17 protein-coding genes are annotated in these 16,062 nt (G+C 55.7%); all 17 read right to left on the minus strand.

Annotated features, from left to right (window positions below; translation table 11 throughout):
* Positions 1-290 precede the first annotated feature (290 nt).
* The 17 genes from sucD to smc all read right to left on the minus strand — a co-directional run bounded on the left by sucD (position 291) and on the right by smc (position 16,039).
* Positions 291-1,193 (minus strand): succinate--CoA ligase subunit alpha, encoded by a 903-nt coding sequence (sucD, locus tag ETR37_RS03730; RefSeq protein WP_015374401.1) that lies wholly within the window; start codon positions 1,191-1,193, stop codon positions 291-293.
* Between the two features lie 17 nt (positions 1,194-1,210).
* Complete coding sequence (gene sucC / locus ETR37_RS03735; RefSeq protein ID WP_011230708.1) at positions 1,211-2,371, minus strand: ADP-forming succinate--CoA ligase subunit beta; 1,161 nt, start codon at positions 2,369-2,371, stop codon at positions 1,211-1,213.
* A 115-nt stretch (positions 2,372-2,486) separates the two neighbouring features.
* The gene (locus ETR37_RS03740; RefSeq protein WP_011230707.1) at positions 2,487-2,774 is read right to left on the minus strand and encodes an EscU/YscU/HrcU family type III secretion system export apparatus switch protein; all 288 of its coding nucleotides are present in this window, start codon (positions 2,772-2,774) and stop codon (positions 2,487-2,489) included.
* A complete protein-coding gene (locus tag ETR37_RS03745; RefSeq protein ID WP_025039274.1) occupies positions 2,771-4,318 on the minus strand; it encodes a flagellar hook-length control protein FliK in 1,548 nt (515 codons plus the stop codon). Before ETR37_RS03745 ends, ETR37_RS03740 begins: the two co-directional genes overlap by 4 nt.
* An 18-nt stretch (positions 4,319-4,336) precedes the next feature.
* A complete protein-coding gene (locus tag ETR37_RS03750) occupies positions 4,337-5,119 on the minus strand; it encodes a ribonuclease HII (RefSeq protein ID WP_013523388.1) in 783 nt (260 codons plus the stop codon).
* Between the two features lie 84 nt (positions 5,120-5,203).
* Positions 5,204-6,070: a ribosome biogenesis GTPase YlqF gene (gene ylqF, locus ETR37_RS03755; protein ID WP_013145770.1), complete on the minus strand. Its 867-nt coding sequence runs from the start codon at positions 6,068-6,070 to the stop codon at positions 5,204-5,206.
* Positions 6,071-6,082: 12 nt separating this feature from the next.
* A complete protein-coding gene (lepB, locus tag ETR37_RS03760) occupies positions 6,083-6,637 on the minus strand; it encodes a signal peptidase I (RefSeq protein WP_013145771.1) in 555 nt (184 codons plus the stop codon).
* A 119-nt stretch (positions 6,638-6,756) separates the two neighbouring features.
* On the minus strand, positions 6,757-7,113 hold the full coding sequence (rplS, locus tag ETR37_RS03765; RefSeq protein ID WP_013145772.1) for a 50S ribosomal protein L19: 357 nt from the start codon (positions 7,111-7,113) through the stop codon (positions 6,757-6,759).
* Positions 7,114-7,248: 135 nt separating this feature from the next.
* The gene (gene trmD, locus ETR37_RS03770) at positions 7,249-7,983 is read right to left on the minus strand and encodes a tRNA (guanosine(37)-N1)-methyltransferase TrmD (protein WP_011230701.1); all 735 of its coding nucleotides are present in this window, start codon (positions 7,981-7,983) and stop codon (positions 7,249-7,251) included.
* Positions 7,983-8,501: a ribosome maturation factor RimM gene (gene rimM, locus ETR37_RS03775; protein WP_015374399.1), complete on the minus strand. Its 519-nt coding sequence runs from the start codon at positions 8,499-8,501 to the stop codon at positions 7,983-7,985. Before rimM ends, trmD begins: the two co-directional genes overlap by 1 nt.
* A gap of 15 nt (positions 8,502-8,516) precedes the next feature.
* Positions 8,517-8,903, minus strand: a complete 387-nt coding sequence (locus ETR37_RS03780) for a YlqD family protein (protein WP_011230699.1) — start codon at positions 8,901-8,903, stop codon at positions 8,517-8,519.
* An 88-nt stretch (positions 8,904-8,991) separates the two neighbouring features.
* Positions 8,992-9,228, minus strand: a complete 237-nt coding sequence (locus ETR37_RS03785) for a KH domain-containing protein (RefSeq protein ID WP_011230698.1) — start codon at positions 9,226-9,228, stop codon at positions 8,992-8,994.
* 11 nt (positions 9,229-9,239) lie between these two features.
* Positions 9,240-9,512, minus strand: a complete 273-nt coding sequence (rpsP, locus tag ETR37_RS03790) for a 30S ribosomal protein S16 (protein WP_011230697.1) — start codon at positions 9,510-9,512, stop codon at positions 9,240-9,242.
* Positions 9,513-9,606: 94 nt separating this feature from the next.
* Positions 9,607-10,947, minus strand: coding sequence for a signal recognition particle protein (ffh, locus tag ETR37_RS03795; protein WP_011230696.1), 1,341 nt, complete (start codon positions 10,945-10,947; stop codon positions 9,607-9,609).
* A gap of 17 nt (positions 10,948-10,964) precedes the next feature.
* Positions 10,965-11,297: a putative DNA-binding protein gene (locus ETR37_RS03800; RefSeq protein ID WP_011230695.1), complete on the minus strand. Its 333-nt coding sequence runs from the start codon at positions 11,295-11,297 to the stop codon at positions 10,965-10,967.
* A 172-nt stretch (positions 11,298-11,469) separates the two neighbouring features.
* Positions 11,470-12,456 carry a signal recognition particle-docking protein FtsY gene (ftsY, locus tag ETR37_RS03805; RefSeq protein WP_129446914.1) on the minus strand — a complete coding sequence of 329 codons (987 nt, stop codon included), beginning with the start codon at positions 12,454-12,456 and terminating at the stop codon, positions 11,470-11,472.
* 19 nt (positions 12,457-12,475) lie between these two features.
* Positions 12,476-16,039: a chromosome segregation protein SMC gene (gene smc / locus ETR37_RS03810; RefSeq protein ID WP_015374398.1), complete on the minus strand. Its 3,564-nt coding sequence runs from the start codon at positions 16,037-16,039 to the stop codon at positions 12,476-12,478.
* Between the last annotated feature and the right edge of the window lie 23 nt (positions 16,040-16,062).

Here is a 16,062-nt window from a genome sequence, read left to right on the forward strand (position 1 = left end):
GGATCGATCGGTGCAACGAAAACGTTTAACATATCCTTGACGGAAAAGTCGCCTGTCTATTTTTTCGACTGTCGGAGGCAAGCCGCAGGCTTCCCCGTCACGCCTTGGCGTGACGGAAGACCGAACAGCCACCCGCTTCACAGACCCATACATGGGTCTTTAAGCGGCGTTGTTCGGTCGCCCGACAGCCGATCCAATTGCTCTGTAAAAGCGGCAAATGGGAAAGCTTCAAATTGCATCTATAGACATGATATGCAACACCCCGCACGGCAACGTGCGGGGCCAAACCATTAGTGCGTTTTGCATTTCTCGTACAAGCCGCGTTCTTTCAGCACAGAAATGAGCGTTTCGCCGATCACGGCCGGCGTTTCCGCCACTTTAATGCCGCATTCGGTCATTTTTTTGATTTTCTCTGCGGCCGTGCCTTTGCCGCCGGAAATGATCGCGCCCGCATGGCCCATCCGTTTGCCCGGAGGCGCCGTTTGCCCGCCGATAAAGCCGACGACCGGTTTCGTCATGTTCGCTTTCACCCATTCGGCCGCTTCTTCTTCCGCCGTGCCGCCGATTTCGCCGATCATAATGACCGCGTACGTTTCTTCGTCTTCGTTAAACGCCTTCAGTACATCGATGAAGTTTGTGCCGTTGACCGGGTCGCCGCCGATGCCGACCGCCGTCGACTGGCCGATGCCGGCTTGCGTCAGTTGGTGAACGGCTTCGTACGTCAGCGTGCCGGAACGGGAAACAATGCCGACATGTCCTTTTTTATGGATGTAGCCCGGCATAATGCCGATTTTGCACTCTTCCGGCGTAATGACGCCCGGGCAGTTCGGACCGATGAGGCGCGTCTTTTTGCCCTCCATGTACCGTTTCACTTTCACCATATCAAGCACCGGAATGCCTTCGGTGATGCAAACAACAAGGTCGAGTCCCGCGTCGACCGCTTCCATGATGGCATCCGCAGCGAAGGCCGGCGGAACGTAAATGACCGAGGCGTTCGCGCCTGTTTTTTCGACCGCTTCGGAAACGGTGTCAAACACCGGCACGCCTTCGACTTCCGTGCCGCCTTTGCCCGGCGTGACGCCGCCGACGATGTTCGTCCCGTACTCGATCATCTGCTTTGTATGGAACAGCCCTTGCGAACCGGTAATCCCTTGTACGATCACTTTCGTATCTTTATTGACAAAAACGCTCACGTGTCTCCCTCGCTTTCTTAACGTACTAGCTCGACGATTTTTTGTGCTCCGTCCGCCATCGATTCGGCCGCAATAATGTTTAAGCCCGACTCTTGCAAAATCTTTTTCCCAAGCTCAACGTTCGTTCCTTCAAGTCGGACGACAAGCGGAAGCGTCAAACCGACTTGCTTCGTCGCCGCGACGATGCCGCTCGCGATGACATCGCATTTCATAATGCCGCCGAAAATGTTGACGAAAATGCCTTTGACGTTCGGGTCGGACAAAATGATTTTGAACGCTTCCCTTACTTTTTCCTCGCTGGCGCCGCCGCCGACATCGAGGAAGTTGGCCGGCTCGCCTCCGTAATATTTGATGATGTCCATTGTCGCCATCGCCAAGCCGGCGCCGTTGACCATGCAGCCGATGTTGCCGTCAAGAGCGATGTAGTTCAAGTCGTATTTCGACGCTTCGACTTCTTTCGGGTCTTCTTCATCCAAGTCGCGGTATTCAAGGATGTCCGGATGGCGGTATAAGGCGTTTGAATCGAAATTCAGCTTCGCATCAAGCGCCATCACTTTGCCGTCGCCGGTGACGACAAGCGGGTTGATTTCGGCGATCGAGCAGTCTTTATCGACAAACACTTGGTACAAGCCCATCATAAATTTGACCGCTTGGTTGACGAGATGCTTCGGAATGTTGATGTTGAAAGCCAATCGGCGCGCTTGGAACGCTTGGAGCCCGACGGCTGGATCGATGTATTCTTTAAAAATTTTCTCCGGCGTTTTCGCCGCCACTTCTTCGATTTCCGTTCCGCCTTCTTCCGACCCCATTAACACGACGCGCGAGGTGGCGCGGTCGACGACAAGGCCGATGTAGTATTCTTTTTGGATGTCGCACCCTTCTTCAATCAACAGCCGTTTCACTTCTTTTCCTTCCGGGCCGGTTTGATGGGTGACGAGCACTTTGCCGAGCAATTCGCTGGCGTATGTACGGACTTCCTCGAGGCTTTTTGCCACTTTCACCCCGCCCGCTTTGCCGCGCCCGCCGGCATGAATTTGCGCTTTGACGACACACACCGGCGCGCCGAGCTCTTTCGCCGCTTCGACCGCTTCATCCACCGTGAACGCGACGCGGCCGTTCGGCACGCTCACACCATAGCTTCGCAAAATTTCTTTTGCTTGGTATTCATGAATGTTCATGCGCCAACCTCCTATGTATAAAATCAAAAAAGTCTTAGCGCTTTCATTTTATACCTAACATTTCGCGCTTGTCCACCGTTTCGCCGCAAAATTAAGAAAGCGGGGAATAGGAAAATTACCCCTTCCCCGCTCTTTCTCCTTTCGCTTCCTGATCAAGCTGATACAAAAACGCGAACAATTCAGCCACTAAGGCGTACAGCTCCTCCGGGATCATTTCGTTGATCTCCACTTTCCCCAGCAGCTCAACAAGCGTCGGATCTTGGCGAATCGGCACGCCGTGCTGCCGGGCGGCGGCGATGATCGCTTCGGCGACCTTGCCAACCCCTTTCGCCTTGACGATCGGAGCTGCGTCAAGTGCCGCATCGTAAGACAAGGCGACTGCTTTTTTCCGCTCCTCGTTCATGCTTGGCAATCCACCTCGCTGCAACTGTCGGCAAACAGAAAAACGGAAGGCGGAGGAGGGGCGGAACGCGTTGCCTTTACATCAATGCCTGAAAGCGCATAGCCGTGCGCCTGAAACCGCTCTTTGACAAGCGGAGCCATCCGAGCGGCAGCAACCGCCAACCGCGGATCATCGTGAAAAATGGAGATGTGGACGATCCGTCGTTGCACGCGCATATCAACGATCACCTCTCCCAGCTCTTCAAGCGTCAGGCAACAAACAATGCGGTTGTAATCGGCATCAAGCGGCCCGCCTTGTTTCCTCCTTCCTTGCCAGCACACAGCAAAATCGCTGCTGCGGCCGCCAAGCGGCAATGGAAACGAAATCCATACGTGCTCAATGAGCCCATCGCCGCCAGCAGCGATGGCCATGCCATCGAGCTGGTCGAGAATCGCTTCGGCCGCCCTCTTGGCCCCTTCGCTCCCCGATTCATGAAGAAAGCGAAGAAGCAGCCGTTTCAACGACGGGGCGGAAGGCAAATCCTCGATTTTCCCAACACGGACGAGCGCCGCCTCGTCCTCAAGCCCAAGCCGCACGGCCGCTCGCCTCAGCCAGCAAAACAGCGACAGCGCCGGATCTCTCGTCGCTCGAGCGGCCGCCCACAACTTCGCTTCCGCGGCGGGCAGCGCTCCGCTTTGATAGGCAGCATCGAGAGCGGCCCACCGTTCCAAAAACGCCTCCTCGTCCGTCAAGCCGAGCTGCCGAATGATATCGGCAAACCGGCGGCATTGCACCGCCTCCCGAAGCGCCAAGCGGCGGTCCTCCGGCAACGGGGCGAGCCCAAGGCGGGCAAGAAGCGCGCGGGCCGTTTCGGCCTCTTCCTCCCCTGACAGCAACAAACGCACGGCCGCCTCGTAAGCGGACAGCGGCGGTGAAAGAAACTTCTCCATCGCCCGGATGAGCTTAAGCGCCGCCGGATGGGCGGAAAGGGCGGCAATGGCCGCTTTCAGTTTCCCCAAACCCTCAGCGAGCGGCACCCCGGTTTTGGCTGCCCATAGCGCGCGAAACACGGCTGAAGAGAACGGCAGCCGGCGGCGAAACAAATGGGCGAGCACGTCTTCGGCCGCGTCCGGCTGGCCGGTCTCTTTCACCGCTTCAGTCAGTGCGGCAATTTCCTCTTTCGTTGCAGCCGCGCCAGCTTTCAGCGCTTGGCGGAGCACCGGCAGCGCCGCATCCGGCAGTTTCCACGCTTTTTGCCACCGGCGCACCGCCTCTTCACCTGACGGAGCAGACGCCGGTTCGGAAAGGGGAATGGCTTTCCAATAAATTGTTCCTTGTCGTTCGTGAATTTCAAACAAATACAAACGTCCGACGGCAAGCGGCGCCTCCAAACGGGCGCGCACAAGCTGTCCGCCAGCGCGGACGAGCGCCGCCCGCTCCCCGGTTTCCATCTCCTCGACCCGCTCCACTCGGCCGACGACGGCCTGCCCCGGCTGAAACCGCCGGCTGGATGTCGCGTCGCGGACAGCGGTCGTTGGCATTGTCCGCTCCATGCGCTCGACCATTTCGTCCCATCCCTTCTTCTAGAGCTGCTCGCTCGCCTCGAGCACCTCCCTCACCGGTGCGAACGAACGACGGTGCTCAGGCGTAACGCCGTAGCGGCGGATCGCCTCGAAATGTTCCGGCGTTCCGTAGCCCATATGGCGCGCGAACCCGTATTGTGGATAGCGGCGATCCAGTTCTTTCATCCACCGGTCGCGCGTCACTTTGGCGATGACCGACGCAGCGGCGATTGAAGCGCTGTTGGCGTCTCCTTTTATGAGGCGCTGTTGCGGCAGTGGGCACGGCACCGCCATCGCATCAACAAGCAAATGTTCAGGCGGCGGGGAAAGGGCGTTCACCGCTTTCGCCATCGCTTGCCTTGTCGCTTCGTAAATATTCCTTTCATCGATCTCCGCCGCGCTGACGATGCCGATGCCGATGGCGACGGCGCACGCTTCAATTTGCGCAAACAATGCCTCGCGCTTTTCCGGCGTCAGCCGCTTCGAGTCGTCAAGCCCCGGCAAATAGGCGTCTTTCGGCAAGATGACCGCGGCGGCGACGACCGGGCCGGCCAGCGGGCCGCGCCCGGCCTCATCAATGCCGGCGATCCGTCTAACGCCAGCGGCGTATAGTTCCCTCTCATAACGCATTAGTTCTTCCCACCGCTGCTCGATGGCGTGCCGGCGCGCTTTCTGCCTTTCAAAACGGGCAAGAAGCGCCTGCACGCTTTTTCGCTCATCCTGCCGCAGCATCTCCCAGCGCGGGTCGTCCTCGCCAAGCTTCGGAAGCAGCGCTTCAATGTCTTTCACCGTATACCGCTTCATGCTCCTCTCCCTCTTCTACTTATACTATCGGCTCTGTTTGGCCGACCGTAAAGCGCCGCCGGCAAAAAACGCCCGCCGGACGCGCTACGTCCGTGAAGCGGGCGTTTCAAAGCTTAAGCGGCCTAATTTTTCCGTGCGGATGTCATACAAAACGATGTCAGCCACTTTATCGTAGTCAACAGCGCCGCCTGACGTCAAGCAGCCGCGCCGCCTTCCGATGGCGTCAAACAAGGCGACAATGTCATCCGGAATGTCATCAAGGCCGTAGCGCTCCGCAAGCCGGTTGGGATAGTGGGTCGACAAAAAGCGGAGCGCATAGACGGCGACATCCTGCAAGTTTAAAATTTCGTCCTTAATGGCCCCGGTCACCGCCAACTTGTAGCCCACGTCCTCATCCTCAAATTTCGGCCATAGGATGCCTGGGGTATCAAGCAGCTCCATTTCTTTGCCGACTTTAATCCATTGCTGCGCTTTTGTCACCCCCGGCTTGTCGCCGGTTTTCGCGATATGGCGGCCGGCGAGCCGGTTGATCAGCGTCGACTTGCCGACGTTCGGGATGCCGACGATGAGCGCCCGAACCGGGCGCGGGTTTTTAATCCCTTTCGCCCGCATTTTCTCGAATTTGTCTTTCACCATCTCTTTCGCTGCCGCCGCGATTTGCCGGACTCCTGTTCCGCTTTGAGCATCGATGGGCAAAGCCAGCCGCCCTTGATCGTGGAAATAGCGGATCCACTGTTCGGTCACCGCCTCATCGGCCATATCAGCCTTATTGAGCAAAATGAGGCGCGGCTTTTGTCCGAGAATCTCGTCGATCATCGGGTTGCGCGAGGACATCGGCACACGGGCGTCAAGCAGCTCAAACGCTACGTCGATCAACTTTAATTTTTCTTGCACTTCCCGCTTGGCCTTCGCCATATGGCCGGGGAACCATTGAATCACTGTCATTGGCATCACCTGCCTCGTTTATTTCACAATCCGGGCGTCAGAAAGCGGCCAATACACAAGATTCGCCTTGCCAACGACTTTTGACATCGGAATGAAGCCGATATGGCGGCTGTCTTTGCTGAAACGGCGATTGTCGCCCATGACAAACAAATGCCCCGGCGGCACCGTGCTTCGCCCGGTCAGTTCCTCCAAAGTGAACGATTCCGTCAGTGGACCGCCGTCGGACAACTGCTTTTTATACTCGTCCAAATACGGCTCTTCATACGGCTTGCCATTGATATAGAGCGTATCATTTTTGTATTCAATTCGGTCGCCCGGCAGGCCGATGACTCGCTTAATATAGTCTCTCCCTTCTTCAGCGTGAAAAACAATGATATCGAAACGGTGCGGCATGCCGATTTTATACGCCAGTTTATTGACGATCATCCGCTCATGGTTATGTAATGTCGGCATCATCGAATAACCGTCGACGATGATCGGAGCGAAAATAAAGTAGCGGATGCCCCCGGCGAGCAAGACGGCAACGACGATCGCTTTCATCCATTCGCGCCATTCGCTTTTTTTCTGTTCCATTGTCCACCCACCTAAATCAAAGTTTGCAGTCGTGGATCACGACCGTAATCATCATTGGCGGTAGTGAAAAAAGGAGCTTGAAAGCAAGCTCCTTTTCCGCTGTGATCCACCGTTGTCCATTATTGCGCTGCGTTCGTATTTTCCTTGATGCGCGCCGCTTTGCCGCGAAGTTCGCGCAAGTAGTACAATTTCGCGCGGCGGACTTTCCCGCGGCGGATGACTTCCAGCTTGGCGATTTTCGGCGTATGCACCGGGAATGTGCGCTCAACGCCGACGCCATAGGACACTTTGCGGACCGTGAACGTTTCGCTGATGCCCGCTCCGCGCCGTTTAATGACGACACCTTCAAACACTTGGATGCGTTCGCGGTTGCCTTCGACGACTTTCACATGAACGCGCACCGTGTCGCCCGGGCGGAAATCCGGCAAATCCGTCCGCAGTTGTTCTTTCGTAATCTCTTGGATTAAATGATGCATCATGATCCACTCCTTCCACAGATGTTCATGCCAATGATCTCTTCATTGCAGCGGAACATCGTTTTCCATCCTCAAGCCAATCGCTTAAGGTCACACAAAAGACATGATAGCATAAACGGTTGACTCAGGCAATAGCTATTCGCGCTCCTTTTCCCACTCTTTCAGCCATTGCTTTTGCTTGTCTGTAAGCGGATATTCATCGAGCAAGTCCGGACGGCGCAAAAACGTGCGCCGGAGCGATTCCTTCTCGCGCCACTCGGCGATGAGCTGATGGTTGCCAGAAAGCAGAATATCCGGCACTTTCATGCCGCGGAAATCGGCCGGTCTTGTGTATTGCGGATACTCAAGCAGCCCGGAGCTGAACGAGTCATCGACCGGCGACGCCTCATTGCCGAGCACCCCGGGGAGAAGACGGACGACGCTGTCGACAATGACCATGGCGCCGAGTTCCCCACCTGTTAAAATATAGTCGCCGATCGAAATTTCATCGGTTGCTAAATATTGGCGGATGCGTTCGTCATACCCTTCGTAATGGCCGCAAATGAGCACCAAATGCGTTTCTTTCGCCAGCTCTTCCGCCTTTTTTTGCGTGTAGCGCTCGCCTTGCGGGCAAAGCAAAATGATGCGGGCGCCAGGCGATCCAGCCGTCACGTGTTCCACCGCGTCAAAAATCGGCTGCGGCTTGAGCACCATGCCGGCGCCGCCGCCATACGGATAATCGTCGACCGTTTTATGCTTGTTGTCGGCAAACTCGCGAAAATCAATAAGGCGGATGTCGACGGCCCCTTTTTCTTGCGCCTTCTTTAAAATCGACTCGCTCAACACCCCGGAAAACATGCCGGGAAACAACGTTAAAATATCGATCCGCATCACTCGAGCAGCCCTTCCATCGGCCGGATGATGATCGTTTTCCGATCCGGATCGACGTGCAAAACGACCTCGTCAATGTACGGAATGAGCGCTTCCGATCCGTCTTCGCGCCGGACGACCCAGACGTCGTTCGCCCCTGGAGTCAAAATTTCCTTTACCGCGCCGATGGTCTCCCCGCCTTCTGTCACGACAGTGCAGCCGATGATCTCATGGAAATAATATTCCCCTTCCGCGAGTTCGCCGAGCTGGCTTTCCGGCACCTTCAGCATCGCTCCCTTAAACCGTTCCACATCGTTGATGCTGTCATAGCCTTCAAACGACAACAAGTCAAACGATTTATGGACGCGGTGGCTTTTCACCGTGACTTCAATCGGTTCCGTGTCCCGTTCGCGGAAAATGTACAGCTTGTTTCCTTTTTTATACCGTTCTTCAGGAAAGTCGGTGCGCGAAATGACGCGCACTTCGCCGCGAATGCCGTGCGTATTGACAATTTTTCCGACATTAAACCATCGTTCCATCGCGTTCATCCCTTCTTAGCGAATCTCTTTGACGACGCCGTCTTCAATGATGATGGCGCGCGTTTTTGTCACCTCTTCCCAACGGTCGCCGACGTTCACCTCAACGAGCGCCTCGACTTCCCGCTCTTTCAATTCGCTCCCTAACGGTAGCATATGTAATTGTTCGAGCTGAAACTCAAGCAGTTTCATTTTCTCCATCCGCTCGTCGATCTCTTTGGCAAAATATTGTTTCACTAAAGCGGGCGGATAGTTTCCGCTTTTCTCCATTCGTTTCTGTTCAAAACGAAGCTGGTCGCACTCGCGCTCGAGCTGCTGCTTGCGCGCCAAAAACGCGGCGGCAAGCTCTTGTTTGCTCCGTTCGGTGACGATTTGCCGCACCTCAACCGTTTGAATGAGCTTCATCCTCTTCCCCCTTTTGACACGGAATGAACGGCACCCGGGTCATTTTTGCGCCCTTTGGCCTCATATCAAAAAAGGGAGAGGAACATCCTCACCCTTTGTCTTTCACTTGCACAACAACCCGCTTTGGCGATCCGGCCGCGGCGGCGGCAACGACCGTGCGAATCGCCTGGATCGTCCGCCCTTGTTTGCCGATCACTTTGCCAGTGTCGTCTTCATGCACGGACAGCTCATAGATGACGGCCGTCTCTTCTTCGCGGCGCTCAACCGCCACCGCCTCCGGATGATCGACAAGCGCCTTGACGATCGTTTCAATGAGCGGCTTCATGTGCATCTCGCTTATTTGCCGTATTTCAAGTTATGGAACTTCTCTAAAATGCCTTGCTTCGACAGCAAGCTGCGCACCGTATCCGATGGTTTGGCGCCGTTTTGCAGCCATTTGAGCGCCAATTCCTCATCAATTTTCACTTGCGCCGGCTCAGCGACCGGATCGTACGTGCCGATCGTTTCGATAAAACGACCGTCGCGCGGTGAGCGCGAATCAGCAACCACGATGCGATAGAATGGTTTTTTCTTTGTCCCCATGCGTTTTAAACGAATTTTTACTGCCATAGTCAGTACGCACCTCCGTATAGAGTTCACACAAGATAGTATATTAACAATTCTTTTTCCGTTTGTAAAGGTTTTTCGCTTAACAGATCTTCATTTACATAAATGGAAAACGGAATCCTTTCTTTTTCCCTTTTGGCATATTCGTCATCATTTTCATCATTTTTTTCATCTCGTCAAATTGCTTCAAAAGCCGGTTCACTTCCTGCACCGTCGTGCCGCTTCCTTTGGCGATCCGCTTTTTGCGGCTAGCGTTGATGATTTCCGGATGCGTTTTCTCTTCTTTCGTCATCGAGCGGATGATCGCCTCAACGCGGGCGATTTGCTTTTCATCGACTTGGATGTTGGCGAGCCCTTTGATTTTGTTGGCGCCCGGCAGCATTTTAATCAGTTCGTCAAGCGGTCCGAGCTTGCGCACTTGGCCGAGCTGCTCCAAAAAGTCGTCAAGCGTGAAGGTGGCCGTGCGCATTTTTTGTTCGAGCTCCTTCGCCTTCTCTTCGTCGACGGCCGCCTGCGCTTTTTCGATGAGCGTCAGGACATCGCCCATCCCTAAAATGCGGGACGCCATCCGCTCCGGATGGAACGGCTCCAAAGCGTCAAGTTTTTCGCCCATCCCAGCAAACTTGATCGGCGCTCCGGTGACGGCGCGAATCGACAGCGCCGCCCCGCCGCGCGTGTCGCCGTCCAGCTTCGTCAAAATCACCCCGGTGATGCCGAGCTGCTCATGGAAGCTTTGTGCGACATTGACGGCATCTTGCCCGGTCATGGCGTCAACGACGAGGAAAATTTCATCCGGCTTGACCGCTTCTTTCATTTGCTTCAGTTCATCCATGAGCGCTTCATCAATGTGGAGGCGGCCGGCTGTGTCGATGAGCACGTAATCATAATGCTCTTCTTTCGCCCGCTCGAGCGCCTGTTTCGCGATTTCAACCGGATTGGCGTGCTCGCCTAACGAAAAGACAGGCATGTCGAGCTGCTTGCCAAGCGTCTCAAGCTGTTTGATCGCCGCCGGGCGGTAAACGTCGGCAGCCACCAGAAGCGGCTTCCGGTTATGCCGTTTGCGCAGCAAGTTGGCCAGCTTCCCGGTGGTCGTCGTTTTCCCGGCCCCTTGCAACCCGACCATCATCACAACGGTCGGCGGTTTCTTCGCGACAGCGATTTGGCTTTGCTCACCGCCCATTAACGCCGTCAGCTCTTCCTTGACGATTTTGATCACTTGCTGGCCCGGCGTTAAGCTTTTCATCACTTCCTGCCCGACAGCCCGCTCGCTCACCTGTCTGATGAAATCTTTGACGACTTTAAAGTTGACGTCAGCTTCCAAAAGCGCAAGGCGCACTTCGCGCATCATCTCTTTGACATCCGCTTCGGTGACTTTCCCTTTGCCGCGGATGCGGTTCATCACCTGCTGCAAACGTTCAGACAGTCCTTCAAACGCCATGGCGGCCACCCCCTTTTTTAATCAAGTTCGTCAAGCTCGCGGACTAGCGCCGCCAATTCGGCGTCAGCGCCGTAGCGCCGGCTGATGTAGTCTTTCAGCCGCTCGATGATCTGCCGCCGCCGTTCATATTTTCGCAGCAGCCCGAGCTTCTCTTCATACTGCTCCAGCATCGCTTCTGTACGCCGGATGTTATCGTACACCGCCTGGCGGCTCACCTCATATTGTTCGGCAATTTCCCCGAGGGAGTAGTCGTCCAAGTAGTAAAGCGCCATATAGTTGCGCTGTTTCGGCGTCAACAGCGCTTGGTAAAAATCGTATAAATAGTTCATGCGCATCGTTTTTTCCAGCACCGGACTCTCCCTCCCTCATTGTTAAGTAAAATACCTTTACAAAAATGTAGTGTACCGTCTTTTCGGCAAGGTGTCAAGGGATGGAACGGACAAAGGGCTTATCGGTTACACCCCCGTGGACGTAACAACAAAGGGCGCTCCATTGTTTTGGGAGCACCCTCTGTTGGCTTGTTTATGATTCCAGCAAATCAGCAAACAATCCGTAGACGTACTGTTCTGGATCGAACACTTGCAAATCGTCCATCTTCTCGCCGAGGCCGACGAGTTTCACCGGGATGGCCATCTCGTTGCGAATGGCAAGCACGATGCCGCCTTTCGCCGTGCCGTCAAGCTTCGTCAACACGATGCCGGTCACATCGGTCGCTTCTTTAAACAGCTTGGCTTGGCTCATCGCGTTTTGCCCGGTCGTCGCATCCAACACAAGCAGCACTTCATGCGGAGCGCCCGGAATTTCGCGGCTGATGACGCGTTTCACTTTTTCGAGCTCTTTCATTAAATTCACTTTGTTTTGCAGCCGCCCGGCCGTGTCGCATAACAATACGTCAACGCCGCGCGCTTTCGCCGCTTGAATCGCATCATACATGACCGCCGCTGGATCGGAGCCGGCCGCCTGCTTAATGACGTCGACCCCAACGCGCTCGCCCCACGCTTCGAGCTGCTCGATCGCCCCGGCGCGGAACGTGTCGCCAGCTGCCAACAAGACGGATTTCCCTTCCGATTTCAGCTTATGGGCGAGCTTGCCGATCGTTGTCGTTTTGCCGACGCCGTTGACACCGACGAACAAAATGACCGTCAGCCCGCCTTCTTGCATATTCAAGGCGGAAAGCTCGTTGTCATCGGCGCCGGCGCGGTAAATGTCAACGAGCTTTTCGGCGATGACGTCGCGCATTTGCGCCGGGTCTTGAATGTTGCGGCGCTTCACTTCCATTTTCAGCTCATCGACAAGTTCCATGACGGTCGTGACGCCCACATCCGCGGCGATCAAAATTTCCTCAAGCTCTTCAAAAAACTCTTCATCCACTTTCCGATAACGGGCGATGAGGTCGTTCACTTTCCCGGCGAGCGAATTTCGCGTTTTTGACAGCCCTTCTTTAAACTTTTCGGTTACGGCATCCGCTTGCTTTGTCCATTTTTCTTTCCATTTTTGAAAAAAACCCATCCAAAGCGCCTCCTTTCCATTATGACCGCACGAGCTCCTTCGAATCTTCCAAACGGACAGAAACAAGCTTTGAGACGCCCGATTCTTGCATCGTGACGCCGTACAGCACGTCCGCTTCTTCCATCGTCCCTTTTCGATGGGTGATGACGATAAACTGCGTGTCGCGGCTGAACCGTTTTAAATATTGGGCATACCGCTGCACGTTCGCTTCATCAAGCGCCGCTTCGACTTCATCAAGGACGCAAAACGGCACCGGGCGCACCTTTAAAATCGAAAACAAGAGGGCGATCGCCGTCAGCGCCCGTTCGCCGCCGGAAAGCAAGCTTAAATGTTGCAGCTTTTTCCCCGGAGGCTGAGCGACGATGTCGATCCCAGTCTCAAGCAAGTCGTTCGGATCGGTCAGCCGCAAATCGGCGCGCCCGCCGCCGAACAGCTCGCCAAATACCTCGCCAAAATGGGCGCGGATTTGTTCAAACGTCGCGAAAAATCGTTTTTTCATTTCATCGTCCATTTCATCAATGACTTGGTGGAGCGTCGCCTTCGCCTCTTCCAAATCGGTTTTTTGCTCGCTTAAAAAGCGGTGCCGTTCGGAAACTCGTTCGTATTCATCGATCGCCCCCAAGTTGACGGTGCCGAGCTCCTCCATGGCGCGCTTGATCAGCTTCACCCGCTTGCGCGCCTCATCGGCGCCGATCTCAAGCGGGTACGCGGAGCGAGCCGCTTCAAACGACAGCCCATACTCTTCGCGCAGACGGACAAGCAAATTCTCAAGCTCCACATCAAGCCGGTTCAACTTTACTTCTTCGTCTTTCACGACATCGGCGAGCTGTTTATGCTGCCGCTTCGTCTCTTTCCATTCCTGTTCCAAATGTTCAAGACGGCGTTGGAAATCGAGCCGCTGTTCGCGACGGCTCGCGATCAGCTCCAATGTCTTTTGCTTGTCCTCAAGCTTTTGCTTTCGCAGCTGCTCAATCTCTTCCTCGTTCCATTCCGGCGCCTCCATTTCCGCATCCAAAGCGGCTCGTTCGCGCTCTGCTTCTTTGAGCCCACGGATCGTTTCGGCAAGCTCCGCTTCCCATTCTTCCACTTTCCGGCGTGCATGTTTCACGCGCTCTTTCGTTTCCGCCAAGGCGATTTTTTGCTCCGTGATCGCTGCCTGGAGCGCCTCTTTCGTCGTTTGCTCCGTCTGTTTTTGCGCCTGCAGCCGGCTGATGTCGTCATCGATCGCCTGCAGTTTCTCGGCAAGCTGCTCAAGCTGCCTGTCAATGGCGCCGAGGCGGCGGTTGAGCTCTGCCATTTCGCGCTCGTCGTTCGCCTTTTCTTCATCATACAGTGCGAGCCGCTCGTCGATCCGTTTTTTCTGCCATTCGAGCTCGCGTTGCTCGTCCTTTTGTCTTTGCAGGGCCTCCCGAAGCGCCGCAACCTCTTCTTGCAGCGCGGCCGCCTGCGCTTCCTGCTCCGCCAGCTCGTGTCGTTTTGCGGCAACAGCCCGCTCAAGCCGAGCGATCGTTTCATCCATTTCCTGCAGTTTGGCCGAAAGCGTCTCAAGCTCGCGGTTTCGACTTAATAGCGACGCGGTCTTTTTCGCCGCCCCGCCGCCGGTCATCGCCCCGCCAGGGCTGACGACATCACCGTCCAATGTCACGAGGCGATAGCGATAGTGAAGAAGCTTGGCCAGCTCATTCGCGCCTTTTAAATCGGCTGTCACGATGACATGGCCGAGCAAATGAGCGATCGCCGCCCTATAGGCGCGGTCGTATTCGACGAGCTCGCTCGCAATGCCGACAAACGCCGGATGGCGGTCAATCGCCGCCCGCTCCCGTTCGGAAAGCGCGCGCGCTTTTATGACGTCAAGCGGCAAAAACGTCGCGCGCCCGTAGCCGTTCGTTTTCAAATAGTGAATCGCTTGCCGCGCCGCCTGTTCGCTGTCAACGACGATATGCTGCATCGCCCCGCCGAGCGCCGTTTCAATCGCCGTCTCATAGCGGTCCGGCACGCGAATGAGCTCAACAATGGCGCCATGAATGCCGGGCAGAAGGTCGCGCGCCTTTAATACTTCTTTTACTCCTTGGACAAAACCGGAATAATCATGTTGCATCTCTTCCAACCATTGCTGGCGCGCTTTGGTTTGCTGCCGGTATTGGCGCGCCTGATGCAGCAACGCTTCATGCTGCTCGAGCTCCGTTTTTTGCGCTGCGAGCGCCGCGGCGAGAGCGGCTTGTCTGTTATGCGCTTCCGTCAGCGCCTGTTCGAGGCGGGTCTGCTCGGCCCATAAGGCCGCCCGCTTCTGCTCGAGCTGTTCACGTTCGGCGAGATGGCGGCGGTTCGCTTCATCGAGCGCCGTCCGTTTGGCATGCAGCTTGCTGATGGCCTGCTCCACATGTGCGCGTTCGTTTTTCAACGCCGCCTGTTCATGAACAAGGTCGATGTAATCACCTTTTCGCCGCTCGATTTCTTCTTCAATGTCGGCTTCATGCGCCGAAAACAAAGCCTGTTTTTCTTTCAGCTCCCGCTCGAGCGCTGCGGCGCCCGCCTCAAGACGGGCGAGTTCCTCCCGCTCGGCATGCAGCTGCTCCGTCAAGCGGCGCCGTTTCGCAGCCAGTGCAGCCGTTATGTCGTCCAGCTGCGCTTTTCGCCTCGCGGCATGCTTTTTTCTCTCTTTCAATACTTCTTTCCGCCCTTCGAGCTTCTCAAGCTCTTCGCTGGCTAAAAGCAGCACTTGCTGCAAACCGTCGATCGATTCGTCAATGGCGGTCATTTGATCGCGCAGCTGTTCGATTTGGGCTTCCATTTTCTGCAACGCCGCCGCCAGCGCCACTTCGTCCCGCTGGTGCCCATCAAGCGCTTCCTTCAACTCATTCCATTGCCCGCGCAACTGCTCGATGTCGTGAACCATCAGCGCCACTTCAAATCGCTCGAGCTCTTCGCGTTTTTCCAAAAACTCTTTGGCGAGCGACGCCTGCATGCGGAGCGGCTCAAGCTGCTGTTCGAGCTCGTGCAAAATATCGTTGACGCGGTGCAAGTTGTCTTGCGTCTCCGCTAGCTTCGCCTCCGCCTTTTTTTTCCGCAGCTTGTACTTCAACACGCCGGCCGCTTCTTCAAAAATCGTGCGCCGCTCTTCCGGTTTGCTGCTTAAAATCTCTTCGACCCGGCCTTGGCCGATGATGGAAAACGCCTCCTTGCCGAGCCCGGAATCGAGAAACAAATCGACGATGTCTTTCAAACGGCACGGCTGGCGGTTGATGAAAAACTCGCTCTCCCCCGAGCGATAGACGCGCCGGGTCACGCTCACTTCCTGGTACTCAAGCGGCAAAAAGCCGTCTTCATTGTCGAGTGTGATCGTCACTTCAGCCACATTGAGCGGCTTGCGCGATTCGCTGCCGGCGAAGATGACGTCTTCCATTTTCGCCCCGCGCAACGATTTTGCTGATTGCTCACCGAGCACCCAACGGATCGCATCGGTAATGTTGCTTTTGCCGCTCCCGTTCGGACCGACGACCGCCGTCACACCAGGGACAAACTCGATCGATACACGGTCGGCGAACGATTTAAAGCCGATCACATCCAATCGTTTCAGGAACATGGTATGACGCCTCACCATCTTTC

This window comes from Geobacillus sp. PK12 (assembly GCF_004123125.1).
Lineage (GTDB): Bacteria > Bacillota > Bacilli > Bacillales > Anoxybacillaceae > Geobacillus > Geobacillus zalihae.